Here is a 16451-nt window from a genome sequence, read left to right as displayed (position 1 = left end):
GGCCTGCATCTGGTAGTCGAGGTTGGGCTCGAAGTGAAGTTTCATAGCGCCCCCCTCATAGACTGCGCACGTTCTGGATGCCGTGCTGCTCCAGGATGGCGGCGAGGTTGGTCTTGGCGACATCGTTTTCAAAGGCGCTGTCGCGGAACACGCAGGTCGTGTCACCGGCGGGCGCCAGTTCCTTGTGCCAGTCGATAATGCCTTGGGCCAGCGGCTCCACCTGCTCGCCGGTAATCTGCTCGGCAAGGCAGGTCATCAAGACGCCGCCACCCACGGAATGCACCTCACGGCCCGCGATGGTGCGCTGCTCGATGGGCACGCACAGGTCGAGGCCTAGCTTGAGCAGCAGTTCGTAGAGCACGTCGGCCTCGCTACGGCCTTCGAGCAAATGATCCTGGTGGTCGAACAAAGAGGCTTCCAGATCCGCAGGGTTGGGGTTCCATGCGCGGATATTGGAATGGTCAAGTTTGAAGACGCGGAAGCCGGTGTCGCCTGCAAACATCGGATTGTCGGCTTTGATCTTGGCGGCGGCGCGGCGCAGGCGTTCTTTGGTGAGCTCGGCGATAGTGCGGGGTTGTCCGAGCTGATCGCAGAAATCGGAGGCGGCCTTTTGGTCTTTGTTATCGGGGCCGAGCGGCTCCGGGAGCTGGACAAGAACATATCTGCGGGCGACCCCATCACTTGCATTCTGGGCCAGGACAGCATGACCGGTGGTACCGGAGCCACCAAAGAAATCAAGAATAATTGGCGCTTCACAGGGTTGATGCGTTTCAGGACTCGACAGCCCAAGCAACCTTTGGATTAGACGAGTCGGTTTTGGGTTGTCGAAAACTGCTTGCCCAAAAAGCTCTTTTACTTCTTGGCCACCTTCATCGGTCGTTCCTGTGGATTTGTAATCCCACAGATCGATAGGAACCATGCCATCGTCCATCTCCGCAAGAAAATTCTTTAGTCGCGGAAATTTTGCGTCTCCAGATTGACCCCACCAAAGTCTCTTTTCGCGGACGTGTCGTTCGTGCTCTGAATATTCATACTTCCATGCATGCGTGGGGTGATCAATCTTTTCCCCGTTAAAGGGGTTAACGATTGTGTAGACGAGATTTGGTCTCTGCTCTTTTGTTGCCGGATTGACGTAGGAAGAACTTGTCCATACACCTCTAGTGTCATTATCTGGATTCGAGTAAATGTCCTTTGACTTTTCTCCACGCGCTTCCCGCAAGAGGCTAACTGCTTCCGATTTCCGGAATGTCACTAGCGTGTCTTTGAGAGAGTAAAACAATCGTGCATTGTTGCTACGCGTATATCTCTTTTCCCATGAAATCATTGCAAGGAAGTTCTCTTCCCCAAAGATTTCCACCATCGCAGCTTTTAAGTTTGCAGACTCTCCGTCATCGATATTGACGACAATAAGGCCGTCGTCGCGTAGAAGGTTGCGTGCTAGCTTCAACCTCGGATACATCATATTCAGCCAGTCGGTGTGAAACCGCCCGCTGGCTTCGGTATTGCTGCTGATCTTCTGCCCGCCTTCCACCTGACCGGTCAGTTCCAGATAATTCTTGATGTTGTCCTGGAAGTTGTCCGGGTACACGAAGTCCTTGCCGGTGTTGTAGGGCGGGTCGATATAGATCAGCTTCACCTTGCCGGCGTAGCTCTTCTGCAGAAGTTTGAGTACCTCGAGGTTGTCGCCCTCGATCATCAGGTTCTGCGTCGTGTCCCAATCCACGCTCTCGTCCGGGCAGGGCCGCAGGGTGCCGGTACTCGGTGTCAGCGCCAGTTGCCGGGCGCGGCGCTTGCCGTGCCAGTTGAGGCCGTATTTCTCGTCGGCATCGGTGACGGTCTGGTCACCCACCAGCGCCTTGAGCACATCCACATTCACCGCCGTGCCGTTCGGGCCTTCAGTAATGAGGTCCGGGAATAGGGCCTTGAGCTGGTCGATGTTGCCCGCCACCAGATCGGCGGACTGGGCCTCGGGACTGGCTGCCGTGAGTTTGTTCATATTGTTCTCCATCAGTCGTTCAAGCTTTAAAGCTCAATGATTCAAAGTTGTCGGCGCGCGGCGGCCAGTTCGGCCTGCACGCGCTTGAGCGTCAGGTTCAGCTCGACCTGACGTGCCAGTTGTTTTTCTCTTAAAGCTTGCGCCCGCAGGCGGCTGACTTCGGCCTCAAGCCGCTCACAATCAGCCAAGGCTTGCCGACGCTTTGCGGCCTGTTCCGGGGTTGTCGGGGTTTGGTAACTTCCCGTCAGCCGAGCGGCGAGCAAGGCTTGCACGCAATCGACCCAGCCTTGATAGAGGGCGTGCAGCGTGGCCTGGGGTTGGCGCGTGACCGACAGAGACTGGATAAAGGCACTCTCGGTTTGAGCAGCTTCCGCAGGATCAGGGTGAGAGGCATCCGCCGCATTGACCTCGGACAGCGAGGCCGACACTGTGCTTGATGCGGGCACCGATACCGTTACGGATATTGGGCTGCCGTCGAGCACCACTTTGTCGGCCTCGTTCTGTGCCCAGCGTTTGTGGGCCAGCGACAGGGTCAACGATTGCCCTCCCATCTGTGGTGCTGCCAGCAGCAACAGCACCGGGTAAGGCACGGCTCGGTGCACCAGCTCGGCGAGCCGCGAGTGACTTGCAGGTTTAACGACACCCCGCACAGTCACTGCCAGCACAGCGATCTCCAGGTACTCACGCAGCGTATCCCGGTAGTCGGGCACACCGATGGTGTTGGGCTTGAGCGCAGCGACCCATTGGATCTCTTCGATGGCCTCCGTGATCAGGCGCTTGTCTGCCGCCGTGGGGGCGCCGTTCTCCAGCAGCAATTTCTTGGGGACGCGCTGATCCACCCGGCAACCCTCGGGCAAGCGCAAGGCGTCGATAAGGGTTTGCGCCGAAAGCGTTGATGCGGGGCTGACCGTCATGGCGTCTCGCTCTCCGGCAGGATCACCATAAAAGCGACCACCTCGAAATCATTGCTGCCGGCGAACTCACCTTTGATGGCGTGGGTGCCGCCCGGCGTGAACAAGCTGGCGACGGCGCGTTCCTCGTTCTTGCCCGCGACCGAAGCGACCGCTGAGGCAAGCAGCTTCTGGGCATGGCGCATGTCTTCCCCCTGCCTGGTCGCCTTGTCGAACCGGGCGCAGGCGCCCGTGTCGGGCGTTTCGCGCCCGAGCGCGAGACGCTTGAGGCGATCGAGGATGTGCTTGGCCTGGGGGTAAGGCAGCAATACGGCGCCGTCGTCACCGACATGAACGAGATAATGCGGTGCCAAGGGGTAGTCAGACTCTTTGGCTTTGTGGGCCGCCGGACCACAGGCTTGCAGGCAGAAGATCACGCCCGGCGGAATATCGGCATCCAGGGTGGTCGTGACGGCATAGGCGCCGAGCGGCTGGGTGTCGAGTTTGCCGGGGTGCGCCTTCAGGTACTGCGCCAGATCGATGCGGAAATCAGTCAGGGTCAGGTCAGTAATCGACACCCCGGTGGAAAGGTCTTCCATGTCGATGACCGTATCCTGCAATTTGAGCAGTTGCTTGCGCCGGTATTCCAGATCGTTCATAGGATTGCCGGATTGCTGCTCGATTAGGTTTTCCTCGCCGGTGGCGGAAATGTCGAGCAGCACCATACGTCCGCTGACCCGCTGTTCCAGGTTGATGTACTCCTCCAGCTCCATGTTCGGCCAGAAGTTGACCAGCTGGATGTACTCGTTAGGTGAGCCAATACGGTCGATACGGCCAAAGCGCTGGATGATGCGCACCGGGTTCCAGTGGATGTCGTAGTTGATCAGCCAGTCGCAGTCTTGCAAGTTCTGGCCTTCGGAAATGCAGTCGGTGGCAATGAGCAAATCGATCTCGCCTTCAGCAGCGAGCTCTTCGGGGCGCTCCTTGGCACGCGGGGCGAACGCCGACAACACGCCGCTCATGCTCTTGCGCAAACCGGGCAAGGTAGTCTGTATGCCGGCGCTGCCGGTCACCAGCGCGGCGTCAATACCCAGCGTGCTCTTGCCCCAGGGGGCGAGCTGCTCGTAGAGGTAGTGCGCAGTGTCCGAGAAGGCAGTGAATACGATGATTTTCTGGTTGCTCTTGCCATCTAGTGTGTTGATGGGGTGGCGGCACTTGTCTTCGATCATCTGGCGCAGCGCAGCCAGTTTTGCGTCACGGGTGGCATCCACTTGTTTCGCTGCCGCCAGCAGTGTGGCCAGCCGGTTGCGGTCCTCGATCAAATCCTGTTTCCAGCGAATCAGGTCAACGTCGCCGAGCAGCACCTTGACCTTGCGCCCTACGAGCAGCGCCTCGAAAGCCGGGTCGTCTATGTCGACATCGGCGATGTCGATTTCTTCGAGCTCGTCCGTGTGCGATTCAATATGGGCCAACGTGGCTTCCACATCCCTGAGCTGCCTTTGGACCGTCAGCGTGAAGGACGACACTGCGCTTTCCATGCGCTTTAGCACATTGACGCGAAGCAGGTGAATCAGGCTCTCTTCGCGGTCCACCTGGCGGAAGAAGCCCTCGCCACCGCGAACCTGGGTGCTGTACTTGGCGTCATAAGCCGCCTGCTTGTGTGGCAGGACATAGCGCAGGGGCGCATAACTGGCCAGTGTGAGGCGGCGGATTTCCAGATTGATATCGCGGATGGCGCGGAACTCACCGGCGAGGTCAACATCTGCTTTGATGTTGATTGGCGGAAGGCGATCCGGGAAACGGCCAGTCTCACTGGTGCCGTAGTATTTCTCGATGTGCCGCCGCGAGCGGGCGATGGTGAGGTGGTCCAGCAGAGTGAAATAGTCGAAGCCCAACATTTCAACGAGCTTCGATGGCGTCTTTTCGGACTCGTCCATCGCCAACCAACGGTTGAACTGGGCCTGGGCTTTGCGGGTGGTCGCCTCGATACTGGCGATGCCGTGCTCCAGCAAGGCGGTGTCATCGCCTTCGGTGACAAAGGCGATCTGATTGCGCAAGTCTGCAAGCCGGTTGTTGACTGGCGTGGCCGACAGCATGAGGACGCGGGTCTTGACCCCTTCCTTGATGATCCGTCGCATGAGCCGGTCGTAGCGCGACTCCTTGCCCTTGTGTGTCGCCTTGTTGCGGAAGTTGTGCGACTCGTCGATCACCACCAGGTCGTAGTTGCCCCAGTTCACGTGCGACAGATCGATGTCGCCGGAGGTGCCGCCGTCCCGTGACAGATCGGTGTGGTTCAGGACATCGTAGTTGAAGCGGTCCGCCGCGAGAATGTTGCGCTTGTCGTTGGCCTTGTAGAGCGTCCAGTTGTCGCGCAGACGCTTGGGCGCCAGCACCAGAACACGATCGTTGCGCAGCTCGTGGTATTTGATGATCGCCAGGGCTTCGAAGGTCTTACCGAGGCCGACGCTGTCCGCGATGATGCAGCCACCGAAGCGGTTCAGCTTGTCGATGGCGCCCACTACGCCATCACGTTGGAACTTGAACAGCTTCTTCCACACCACGGTATTGCGGATGCCGGTAGCGGACTTGACGATTCGGTCCTCGTCCATCTCGTCACCGCTATCGCGAAACAGGTGATGCAATATCAGTGTGTAGACGGTGAACGGATCGCGGTGCTCGCCAATGGCCCGCAAGGCGCTGATCAGTGCGTCGCGGCCGCTAGTTGATTCCCCCGACTGCCCGTGCAGGCTCGCCCACTGTTGATCGAACCACCGGGCGAGTTGGGCTGCCTCGTCGGCGGATTCAGATGCCTGGATCAGGCTCAATGGGTTACCCGGCGTTAGTCCAAGGCCGGCGGTACTGAAGGCAAGCGATCCGAGTACCACTTGCTCAGGTGTGGCGTCAGGCTTGCGCATGACCACAGCGCCTTGTGGCACCGGTCCCAGTGCCCGCCGAAGATCCACCTTTCGACTTATCCAATTCGCACACTGATTGGCCAACCATCGCGCTTGCAAGCGATTGCGTGCGGCACGATCGCCCTCCGCGCCGAGGAACTCGAGCGCCCCGTCGTCAGGAGACAGGATCAACTGGACCCGATCAAGGACTGACAGCGCTTCGCGCATTTCAGCGAAGGCGTAGAGAGAAAACGAGGGCGTCACGCAGCCGAGCTGATTGCCGTGCTTGAGATGCGGCCGGATCAGATCGATGACTCGGTCTGCGCCGGTGTTGTGGATCAACTTCATGGACGCTCCCGTTCAGTCATCTATCGACGCTTTTGCATTCATCTGCGCAAAGCCCGGCGCCAAAACGGCGCTACGCACACCGTAAATAGCAAGGTGGTCTTTCAACCAAAGTCGGTATTCATGGCCGCGCAGGCTGTGGTCTGGCGAGCAGTCCACACTCCATTGGCGGAGGATGTATCCTGCCGTGGCAGCGCGTAGCTTCATCCGCAGCACACCGTCGCGCATGCCGTAATCCATCTCGGTGATCTCCGGCCGGGGTTGATCCGGGTGCGGCACCAGCTCCAGCTCGACGATCCGGGTCCACTGAATGTCTTGATCGCTGCGCTCATGGGGCTGCACATCTGCATCCCTCATAAGGACCGGGCGCTTGATCCGGGTGATGACGAAATCCCGGAACTCCTGCGACTTCCGGTCGAAGGCGCGGACGTGCCAACGGAGGCCGTTGTCGATCAGCGCGAACGGGACGATCTCCCGCTCGGTGCGACCACTGGAGATGGAGTGGTACTCGATGCCGAGCGGACACTCCTGGTGGATCGCCCGGGTCACGCTCGCCAGCACATCCAGATCCGGATGCGTGAGCCGTGACGGGCTCTCGCTGGCCACCCACGCCTTGAGCCGCATCGGCTCACCATCGCCAAAGCCCTGGGTCAGCCAAGACAGCACCCGCTCCGGAGGAAAGTCGAAGATGGGGCGGAAGTCTGGCCCCAGGACGTAGGCCTTGCCTTTGGTGTCATAGTTGATGTTGCCCGGGGCGATCTCTTTATACAGAGCCAAGTCCCGCGTAGCCGCAGCAGACTGGATGCCAAACCGAGACACCAAGTCCTGACGGCGGATCTCCCCAATGAAGCGGACGCGCAACTCTACAAACGCGAGCCGGTCGCGTTGCGGCTGGGTCAAGTCGGCAAGTTGTTCTATCGACATCCTGGCTGGCTCATTCGGATCAACAATGGTTGGTTAGGTCTATTGCGTACAGTATATAAGCCGCTCTACAATGTGTCCAACGCATCCTCGTAGTATTTGTATGCGACGCATTGTGATTACAACCAACAGAATTTAAGGGTGGTGATGCTTTCAATTGCCAGCAACAGGTGCCGCAACGATACGCAATGAGGACACAGAATCAGGGATAAGACAGGAATACGAATGGATCAACAGACCCAGCCTCGCAGCAGCGACTCGTACACCGCGAACCTGCTTGGAAACATCAGAAGCCACCTGGCGGGACTTCAGGGCTATGACGTCATGGCCCGCAAACCCAATAAATCGGACACTACCCGCACAAAGTTCATCCAACCGGGGGCAGGAGCTGTCACGCCAGGTTTGTTGAGAGCTGGTAAGTCGGGCTCGTATACAAACCCAAGGTCCAGTTGGTGGCATGCATGACCAAATTGCATGTACTGAATGAAATACTTACCGAGTTTGATGAAACAATCAGTAGCGAACTGAATGTTGATCCTCTGGGGCTGCTGGTTATTTGGTCTTCTTATGGCCAGGACATTTTCCGGCGTCGCATCAGCTCCATCTCTAATGATGTGCGCAACTTTACGTTGAACCTTTTCAATCATGCGGTGATTCGATCGCTAATCGAAGATGACGGCGTGGTCTTGGGTAAAGGTCTGCGTAATGACCCTGCGTATGCCGGGAGGGGCAAGGATTCCGCCGCTTTTAAACAGGCCTGCCTGATCTACCTGGAAAATGCATTCACCTACGCCATGATTGCGGCGCAGAACAATAAGGACGTGGAAACCACTGGCGTACTCGGCATTTCCAAAGCTCGCCGTCGCTGGGATGAAACGCAAGGCAATCCCCGGCTGCTTTTTAGCCACGAATCCAATGCCCATGTGCTGGTGCGCCAAAATTCACTCGGGGTGAGTGGGCGTTACAAGACGCCCCTGGTTGAAATGAAATTCTTTGATGGCGCTTATGACTATGCGTTACCAGAGTCGCGCGTCCAATGGGAGAAGGTTCGGACGCAATTGCTTGTGAAGTCAAAGCCGCTGGCGAACTTGCATAAGCTGGCTCGAGAGCATCTGGCCGAGCTGCTTGCCGACGTGCGCCGTATACCGGAGTGCAGCTTCTCAGACCTGCCCACTGAACTAAAACGCGCCTTTGTAAGTACGTTCCGCTCGCCCGTTGTGGTCGGTACATATACACGTGATTTCTGGCTCGCCGTCACAGAATTGGATCAAGGCGCACCGGGGGCCTTGTATGAGGTGCTTAATCAGGAGTGGACATCCGCAAACCAACGCCAGGAACGACAAACCGCTGATGTTTTTGCACAGGCTGCTGCGAACAGCTCGCTCACTGCCGATGACAAAACCAAGCTTGAATATGTGCGCGTGTTAGAGCCCTTTCTAGCTGAGATGGACTTGCTGCTGGGCGTGATGCTCTCAGCCAAATCGCAGACACTGGGCGAGGCAACCAACAAGTGGAAGTCTCTTGGACGTGATGCCCGCACCCTGCCGGATCGGGCCGCTCCGATCGAAACGAATACCGCCATGCAGGCGCAAGCTTCTGGCACGGCATCCGTTCGTTTAAGCGAATTGCTCGCACTCGCACGCGTTAAAAATATCGAGCAACAAATGGAAGGTTTGCTCCACTACCACGAAAAAGTGATGCAAGCCCGTGGTCAGTCACCCTGGTTAAGACTACTTGGAGGTAATCAACTCAAAGTCGATGTGCGCATTCGGCAGCTGCCTGCAAAGGATGATCGCCCAATAGGGGCTTGGGTACACCACTACTATCTGCCGCAGTTTCGCAATTTGCTGTCCGGGTTGCGAGGATGCGCATGAAACTGTTGAACGCTTTTCGCGATCAGGTGAAAGCCTTGGGTCCGCTCAAGCGGGCCTGGTTTACCACCTTTAATCTTGGAATCCCCTTTTTCGAGACACACCTACTACCAGCGTTACTTGCAGCCGACCCACCGGTAAACCGCATGGACTACGAGAACATGCAGCTGCAGCTAGCCGAGTCTGGCATCGATGTGCGCGTTTTTTGCGATATGCGCATGATGGAGGCAGACCAGCTAAAACGCACTGCCATTCCTGTGCATGGCATCTTGCCGGGATGGCTGGGGAGTTTTGATCAGGAGTCGCTATTCCACCCCAAAGTGATTTTTTTAGAAGATATTCACGGCCATATGGTGCTGGGTGCCGGTAGCGCCAATCTGAGCATAAGCGGCTGGGGTCGCAACCAAGAGGTGTTCATCTTTCGCCCTGTGAGCCACAACGAGCAATACCAACAGATCAAGCGATTTTTCACGCCCTTGGCAAAGACAGCAAGCATCGATATCACTGAGGCATTTGGCGTACGCCGTCGCTTTGGTGGTAACGATACCGATTGGCGGTTTGTGCACAGCTTTGAAAAAGCGAACTTTTTGCAGCAGCTACTGGCAGACACCCAGGCCGATCAATTGACGGTGTGGTCACCGTACTTTTCACGCGATCTGGCAGCCTTACTCGCCAAAATTTCCACCTTTGCGGGCAAGGATTTGAAGTATGCCATCGTGCCTGATCGTGCCACGCATCGGTATGTGCGCACAGAGTGGTCACCAGCCATTGGCCAATTAATGCAGGACGGAATACTGAGTTTCCATGATCGCCCTTCGCCACGTTCAGACAATATCGAAATGACCCATGCCAAGCTTTGGCTGGCATCGGGCCAGAAGGCACGCCTGGCCATAGGCTCTTGGAACTGCACGGAACCAGGGTGCGCGAGCCTTGAACGGAGCAACATCGAGGCGGGAATATTGATTGGCGTGGCAGCTAAGACTCAAATCGCGGGTCAGGATCTTTGCTTGGACGAGACTGATTTCGGCTCCCAACAATTACTGGAAGACGAAGCGTTGGAGGTCGAACCTTATCCTTTGCCCTTCGAATTGCAGGTCTGCTTCGACTGGGAACACAGGGTTTACGATGTGCAAGGAAAGCTCCATAAGGAAAGCGATGGGGCGCACTACATCTTGCGCCTGCCAGGAGTAAAAAGTCAGATTCCGTTGCGCTGGAAGACAAGACGGAGCGAAGGCGCTTGGCCGTTGGAACCCGTGACGTGCGAGGTCGCCGACAACGAATCGTTGCTGGCAGATCACTGTTACGAGGTCTGGCGAGATGGTCAACTGGAGTTTCGCGGTCTGGTGCAGGAGAGTGGTGCTGCCCATAGGCGAGCCCAGGGTTATGACTCTTTGAAGGATTTACTAAACGATCTAATCAACGGTGTGGACTCAAAAACCAGTACCAAACCCCGTTTACGCCCAGTTTTACGGCACGATGACCTGACAGATGAGGCATTTGGCACATCAGCTACTGACGCGAGCGACAGTCTGACTTACTTTCGATTGTTTCACGCCTTTGAGCAGTTGCGTAAGCGCCTGCGCGAGGCGACATCGATGGATACACTCGAAAAATTGCTGTTTGTGTACCCGGGCAGCGTACAAGAGTTGGTGCAAAAGGTTAGCGCGCAGTTATCAGCATTGGACGGCAATGCTGTATTCAATTGGTTTCTCTGGCAGGAGGTCAGTAGTCTGCAGCAGGCAGTGCTGCAAGCATATGCAAAGCATCGAGCTAAACACTCGCGCACGGTGCCACCCGAGAACGGCAAATGGGCCAGCTTAAGATTGCAAGGCCGAGCAATTTCATTGCCACCAGAGATCAGCGGCAATGTCCAGTACATGCAGCAGATTCAGGAAATGTGCGGTTATGTGCGCTAAGAACTGGAGCGTGCTAACTCCCCAACAGGTGTCCGATGTGGTGACATTTGATCGCGACGACATGAACTGGACTTACCAAGAGGGCGACACTTCGATGCCCGCACGCCAGGCGGAAGGCGTAGCTGGCCTGTGGAACAAGCTGAGCCGTTACGACGCTGCACTGCTTGCCGATGAGGTAGGCACGGGCAAGACGCTACAGGCCTTGGGAGTGATGGCATTGCTGTGGCGTATGCAACCTGGTGCGCGTGTGCTGGTGATGGCACCAAATCGGGATATTTGTCGGCATTGGGAGCGGGAATACCGAAAGTTCGTGAGGACGCATTATCGAGCGTCCGATGGTGTCGTTCGTGCCATTGGCAGTGGTGAACCTCTTCACCCTCCCAAACTGCTTTGGCGTCTAGATGAGCTGGCTGCTGCAGTTGAAGAGCAAAGCCACCACTTCTTCATTACGACGATTTATTCGCTGAGTGGACTGGTTCGTGGCGAGGATGACGAAGGCTTTGACAAGCTCAAAGGGGCGGCCGACACAGCAGCTGCGATTCACCGCAGAATCAAGCAGGCACTGGGCGAGCAAGGCTTCGACTTGGTGATCGTGGACGAAGCGCACTATTTTCGCAACAGCGAAGGGAAGTCTCAGCGGGCCAAGGCAGCTCGTGAGTTCTTCGGCCATGCAGGTCACCGGCTGGGGGCTCGAACGCTGATGATGACCGCGACGCCCAGTCATAAATCAATGGACGATATTTCTGCGATCCTTAGCTATGCAACCGATGTGGGAGAAACTAGGGCCGATGTTCTTTTGAAGAAATTCGCATTGCGCAGGCTGCGCCGCATGAGAGGACTAAATGGCACTTACGATAAATACAGCTACCGCAATGAGCTGGACGTAAGAGCAGACTTCAACGACCCGGCTGCGGAGATATTCTTCGCGCTCTACCAGAAGCTTTTGGTTCAACAGGAGGTCAAGGACGGCCGACGGTTCCTCTATGGCTACCTGGAAGGATTCGAATCTTGCGACGTGCACCAGGAACATGATGAGGAGCAACGCACAGAAGAAGACGCTGCTAAACGGGACTTCCAGGGTGCGCCAGACACGGAAATTCTGGTTAGATTGGCACGAATACATGAAGACCTGGGCGGTTTGCCAGCACACCCAAAGTACGACGCTTTGGTAAGCCGCTGCATGCCCAGCGACGTATTTAATGCTGCCATGGATGTCCACGAGCACAAGCATCTGATATTCGTGCGGAGGATTCCCTCAGTACGCGAGATCGCCAAGCGTATCAACACTGGCTACGACAGACAGATGGCCCAGATGATTGCAAATGCGTTAGCACCCAATGATTCTGGAACGCTACTCAGCAGATGGGAGTCTAGTCATTGGTCACGCGAGGCATTTAATCGGCTTTTCGGGAGCCAGGCACAAGCTGACGATACCGTCTTGTTGGACGGCGATGAGCAACTACCCGAGGAGCACGCTGACGCCGATGCGGATGTCCATTCGCGGGTGGCCAATCTCTTTGTCGTGAAGAAAACTGGGGCTAATCGCAGCACCGATTGCTCGAACTTTAGTCTGCGGTTGCGCAAACCGGAGAGCTTGTTCTCCCTATTGCTCGAACCGGCTAGCAACTATCGGGACGGAACATACCCCTATTACTACCGCAAACAATCCGGCGATAGGTTGCGGGATGAGTACGCATCTGCGGCACTTGAAACTCGTGGATTTGGCGAACAGCGAGGTGTCGGGGTGGTTGCGGACAACAAGCTGCAATTCGAGAAGCCGATGCAAACACTTTGGGGGTTGATGTACGGGGTGCTCGAACCTGCAGACCGCGAGAGGATCGAAAGATTAGCTCGCAACACTGCACAAGCTGAAAACTTTGGACACTATCTGAAAAACGGCTTTCTTTTTGCTAGTCCTGTAATCGTTGAGTTGTACTGCTGGCATGCCGAGTTTTGCAGGCGCGGCGAAACGGGCGATGCACAGCAGCGCTACCGGGCTTTTTTGGAATTCATCAACAACAAGTTGAACGAGTCCCTAGCGCTCGCCTACTTCCGCGCAGCATTGGAAACTTTTGAGGTGCTTTGCGAGAACTGGGAGGATCATTGCAAGGGCAATTGGCACGTATTGACAGGGCTAAGCAGCCCAGCGTTTTATGCCAGCGGCGCAGTCAAGGACCGGCAGCGGTTGATCTTCGGTTTCAACAGCCCCTTCTACCCGAACGTGCTGGCAGCAACCTCAGTGCTACAGGAAGGGGTGAATCTGCACCTGCAGTGCCGCAAAGTGCATCACTACGGTATCGCATGGACGCCAGGTGATAACGAGCAGCGCGTAGGACGTGTGGATCGTCTCTTTGGCAAGATCAATGCCCAACTGGAAAGAGACGGATGTGCCGAATTGGCTATTCACTACCCGTACCTCGCGCGTTCATTCGACGAGGAGCAGCTGGCATCGTTCATCCGTGAGAAATACCTCATAGAGGAGCGCATGGATGCATGCCGACAGTCCAAAGCCAACTCTGAAATAGATCTTCGCAATACCACCGAGCATTGGACAAGTTATTTGCGCAAGCCTTCTGACGGTCCGCTAACAATGGCTATCAAAGATCCCTTTCCCTACGATCCGCAAGAAGCAAAATTTTAAGGAAGGACGCGGGTTCAATTCCGCAAAAGGGAATCGAACGGGTGTCCGGCGCGATGCCCGAGGCAGGTGACCTCGGCCAGGCTGAACTGGTAGGATTGCGGGCAACAAGGGCTGGATTCCGCACCTTTCCGCAGCAGTTCGAAGCGGTTGTAAGGCGCTGAGTTACTGAGGTTTGGCACAGGGTTCCACCCCACCACCATAATCAAGTATCACGACATGTCATAACGTGTCAAAAAGCCAGGAAAATCAACGTTCCTGGCTTTTTTATTGTCTCATACCGTCTCATGCCGTGTCTTGACCCATCCAGCGGGGGTAACTTTAGGGGTAACAGCACTTACCCCACAAATGGTTACCCCAAAATGGCACTTTCAGACGTATCACTACGCAATGCCAAGCCATTCCATTTGAGTCAATCATCCAGAACTTGGATGAACAGACTTTCTCGATTGATACCCTACCAATCGACGAAAAGCAAAAGGTTGTGCTGAGAAAGGTAAAACTGATTAGCGAGCAGGACTGCCCTCACCCGTTTAAAAAGATACTCAAAACAGCCCCTGACTTAATCGCGCGCGCACGTACGTTTATAATAAGAGGGAAAATGGCTCATTATGGTCAACACTCTACCTCTTCAATGGTAGACTGGTTCCGCATTCTGGCAGACCTCAATAAGATTGGTATCTCGCTTCACGCAACGGCAGAACAAACCAGCATCCCTTACAGCACACTGCAGGGATATAAAGGTGGGGCAGAGCCCAAGTACTCTACGGGATGCACACTAGTTGCCCTTTGGAGCGAAAGAACTGGTAAGGCTGAAAAGGATGTTCCGATGGTTGATCGGTACTCATATAAACGATAAGACAAATGCAGCCAGTCTCCCCGCTTAACCCCCCAATCAAGCGTCTCGGTCTTTTAGTGCTGGTTATAGGGTTCGGCATGCTTATAGCCGGTATTACTACCATAGCGTTCAAAACGTACGACATACGTAACTTTTGGCGTGCGATCACTCACTACTGGAATAGACCGTTCAGGGGCTTGCAATACTCGGACTGTTGCTTTCTTAAACACCCAACCCGCTCCGGCGGGTTTTTTATTGCCTGCTACTTGATGTAAGTGTGCTAGGTGACACCAATAGCCCTAACCTTTAAAGCTGAAACAAAAATAGGGGCATAAGCCCTGTGATTGATGTGCCTTAGGTTAGGCCGATTTGCGGCGACGTGCTGCGAAACTCATAACGCCGAGGCCTAAGCCGAGCATGGCGTATGTAGAGGGTTCTGGAACTGGTATGAGAATATTGGTGAAGTCAATTTTCCCTGTAATCTTGATGACAGGGTACGGGTCATTCCAATAATCAGTCGGCGACTCGAAAAAATCTGTGGTAAATGCGTGTTTATGATTATCTGAGGACCACCAGGAGATATTGAACTCCATTTCGTAATAGACCAAAGAGCCTATGGGCGCGGCAAAATTGATTTCATGATCTTCATACCACGCATAGTCATAATGAACATTATTATTTTCTACCAACTTGGCGTAGCCTGACAAGATGGCTTTAGTTGAGCCCTCCTCTGCAACTAATACCAAAGGAGAGTAGGCTTCGAATCTGCCTGATACGGTATAGGGCAGGTCATGATCAGTGGTAACTAAAAAAGCTAATTGGTCAATGTATTCATATCCCCCACCTGGTGGAAAGGCTTTGGGATTGCTAAACGTATAATAAATTTTTCCATCTTGCACCTTGGTGTCAGTAACTATCGAAGAGTTTCCATATGCTGAACCTGTAGTAGGAGGACTATACCAATAATGCCCAATATCCAATGAGCTTCCATTACTCAGAACAAATTGTGATGGCTGGCCAAATAAAGGACAAAGTCCGATTGGATAGTCTCTTCATAGAACAAGATTTGATTGATAACAGGATTTGCTTGAGCAACTATGGAATGCAATCCAACAGCTGAAACAGTTATTACCAATACGGTATTTAAAATCTTCACAACATTCCCCTTTAATAATTACAACTGTTAATTTTTGTTAATCGGCAGCAAGCTTGCCGTAGCGCCTCAGGCACGGCAATAGTCTTAACGGACTAATATGCGAACGTTTATCATTAATGATGGGATGGAAGCAATCGCCGCGGTCGGGACTCAGAGAGTTGAAATGAGGGAGCATAGTGAAATGGACGTGTGCAAAAACAGACTAGCATTGAAATAATTGGGGTAACTTGAAAAACTTAATTTCACAAACCATTGCAGCACAAGGCTTTCAAAGATCTGTTAGATTGACCCCAGCACCTGTTTCACCGTGTTCCACCCCATCTAACAAACCCCGGCAAATCCTATTGATTGCGGGGTTTTTTCTTGGCTGATGAACTCCACTAGCTCGTGCCTCTACGGAGCTTTGGCTTGCTGCCCCAGCATGTATTTCTGTCTATCGCACTCCTGCGTCAGCTCAGCCATGCGTACTTGATAATCAGCTTTCTGAAACTCCCATTTGATCTGAGAGAGGCGTAAATCCCGTTTCGCATCGCCCGTTATCAACTTGTAGTGGTACACAACAAAATGCAGGCTGGCCAAAATACAGACCGACCGCCAATACAAGCACGAGGGTCAGTACGGTTTTCCGTAGCCTTCACTGAAGGATACGCGATCAGATTAAGCAGCAAGGTGCCAGAGCGGTCATTCCAAGAAGACGCAACTCGGTTAAAGGCAATACGGATATGGACTAGGGGCTTTACCGGAGTCTTCACCTGGTGGAGAACGCCTTAGCCCGGTTGAAACAGTTCCGGGCAGTAGCATTACGTTTCGATAAGCTCAAACAAAATTACGAAAACGTGGTTGCCCAGGCCTGTGCTTTACTAGGGTTATCCATGTGAAACGTCAACAGTCTCTAGAGCGGTAAACAGAAATGCCATTGCCTATTTTTCAGGCGATGGCATTTTTTCAATATGAATCCGTGCTTAAAGTAACTAACAAAACTCAAC

Annotated in this window: 9 protein-coding genes and 1 pseudogene; 5 read left to right on the top strand and 5 right to left on the bottom strand. The window is 54.6% G+C overall.

Features of this window, described 5'->3' with window-relative positions:
• Nucleotides 1-55: 55 nt before the first annotated feature.
• The 4 genes from V7Z75_RS00955 to V7Z75_RS00940 are packed head-to-tail and all read right to left on the bottom strand — an operon-like array spanning nt 56 to nt 7049.
• Nucleotides 56-1996: a site-specific DNA-methyltransferase gene (locus V7Z75_RS00955; RefSeq protein WP_334106478.1), complete on the bottom strand. Its 1941-nt coding sequence runs from the start codon at nt 1994-1996 to the stop codon at nt 56-58.
• A gap of 41 nt (nt 1997-2037) precedes the next feature.
• The gene (locus tag V7Z75_RS00950) at nt 2038-2910 is read right to left on the bottom strand and encodes a DUF4391 domain-containing protein (protein ID WP_334106477.1); all 873 of its coding nucleotides are present in this window, start codon (nt 2908-2910) and stop codon (nt 2038-2040) included.
• Nucleotides 2907-6128 carry a helicase-related protein gene (locus V7Z75_RS00945; RefSeq protein WP_334106476.1) on the bottom strand — a complete coding sequence of 1074 codons (3222 nt, stop codon included), beginning with the start codon at nt 6126-6128 and terminating at the stop codon, nt 2907-2909. The genes V7Z75_RS00950 and V7Z75_RS00945 overlap by 4 nt, the downstream gene beginning before the upstream one ends.
• Nucleotides 6129-6140: 12 nt before the next feature.
• A complete protein-coding gene (locus V7Z75_RS00940; RefSeq protein WP_334106474.1) occupies nt 6141-7049 on the bottom strand; it encodes a WYL domain-containing protein in 909 nt (302 codons plus the stop codon).
• A gap of 458 nt (nt 7050-7507) precedes the next feature.
• Here V7Z75_RS00940 and V7Z75_RS00935 point away from each other — a divergent pair, with 458 nt between their 5' ends.
• The 4 genes from V7Z75_RS00935 (at nt 7508) to V7Z75_RS00920 (ending at nt 14330) form a co-directional block, all read left to right on the top strand.
• Nucleotides 7508-8920, top strand: a complete 1413-nt coding sequence (locus V7Z75_RS00935) for a hypothetical protein (protein WP_334106472.1) — start codon at nt 7508-7510, stop codon at nt 8918-8920.
• Nucleotides 8917-10833, top strand: coding sequence for a hypothetical protein (locus V7Z75_RS00930; RefSeq protein ID WP_334106470.1), 1917 nt, complete (start codon nt 8917-8919; stop codon nt 10831-10833). The genes V7Z75_RS00935 and V7Z75_RS00930 overlap by 4 nt, the downstream gene beginning before the upstream one ends.
• Nucleotides 10823-13474, top strand: a complete 2652-nt coding sequence (locus tag V7Z75_RS00925; RefSeq protein WP_334106468.1) for a DEAD/DEAH box helicase family protein — start codon at nt 10823-10825, stop codon at nt 13472-13474. The genes V7Z75_RS00930 and V7Z75_RS00925 overlap by 11 nt, the downstream gene beginning before the upstream one ends.
• A 424-nt stretch (nt 13475-13898) precedes the next feature.
• Complete coding sequence (locus V7Z75_RS00920; RefSeq protein ID WP_334106466.1) at nt 13899-14330, top strand: hypothetical protein; 432 nt, start codon at nt 13899-13901, stop codon at nt 14328-14330.
• A 338-nt stretch (nt 14331-14668) separates the two neighbouring features.
• On the opposite strand, the gene V7Z75_RS00915 is transcribed toward V7Z75_RS00920, so the two are convergent.
• Nucleotides 14669-15289 (bottom strand): PEP-CTERM sorting domain-containing protein, encoded by a 621-nt coding sequence (locus V7Z75_RS00915; RefSeq protein ID WP_334106464.1) that lies wholly within the window; start codon nt 15287-15289, stop codon nt 14669-14671.
• 817 nt (nt 15290-16106) lie between these two features.
• On the opposite strand from V7Z75_RS00915, the pseudogene V7Z75_RS00910 reads away from it, so the two are divergent.
• Nucleotides 16107-16343 (top strand): annotated as a pseudogene (locus V7Z75_RS00910) (IS5/IS1182 family transposase); the annotation flags it as partial.
• Between the last annotated feature and the right edge of the window lie 108 nt (nt 16344-16451).

The sequence above is a fragment of the Methylobacillus sp. genome (assembly GCF_036844465.1).
Lineage (GTDB): Bacteria > Pseudomonadota > Gammaproteobacteria > Burkholderiales > Methylophilaceae > Methylobacillus.
Note: the sequence above shows the minus strand (reverse complement) of the source record. Positions and strands in the feature narration are given on the sequence as shown.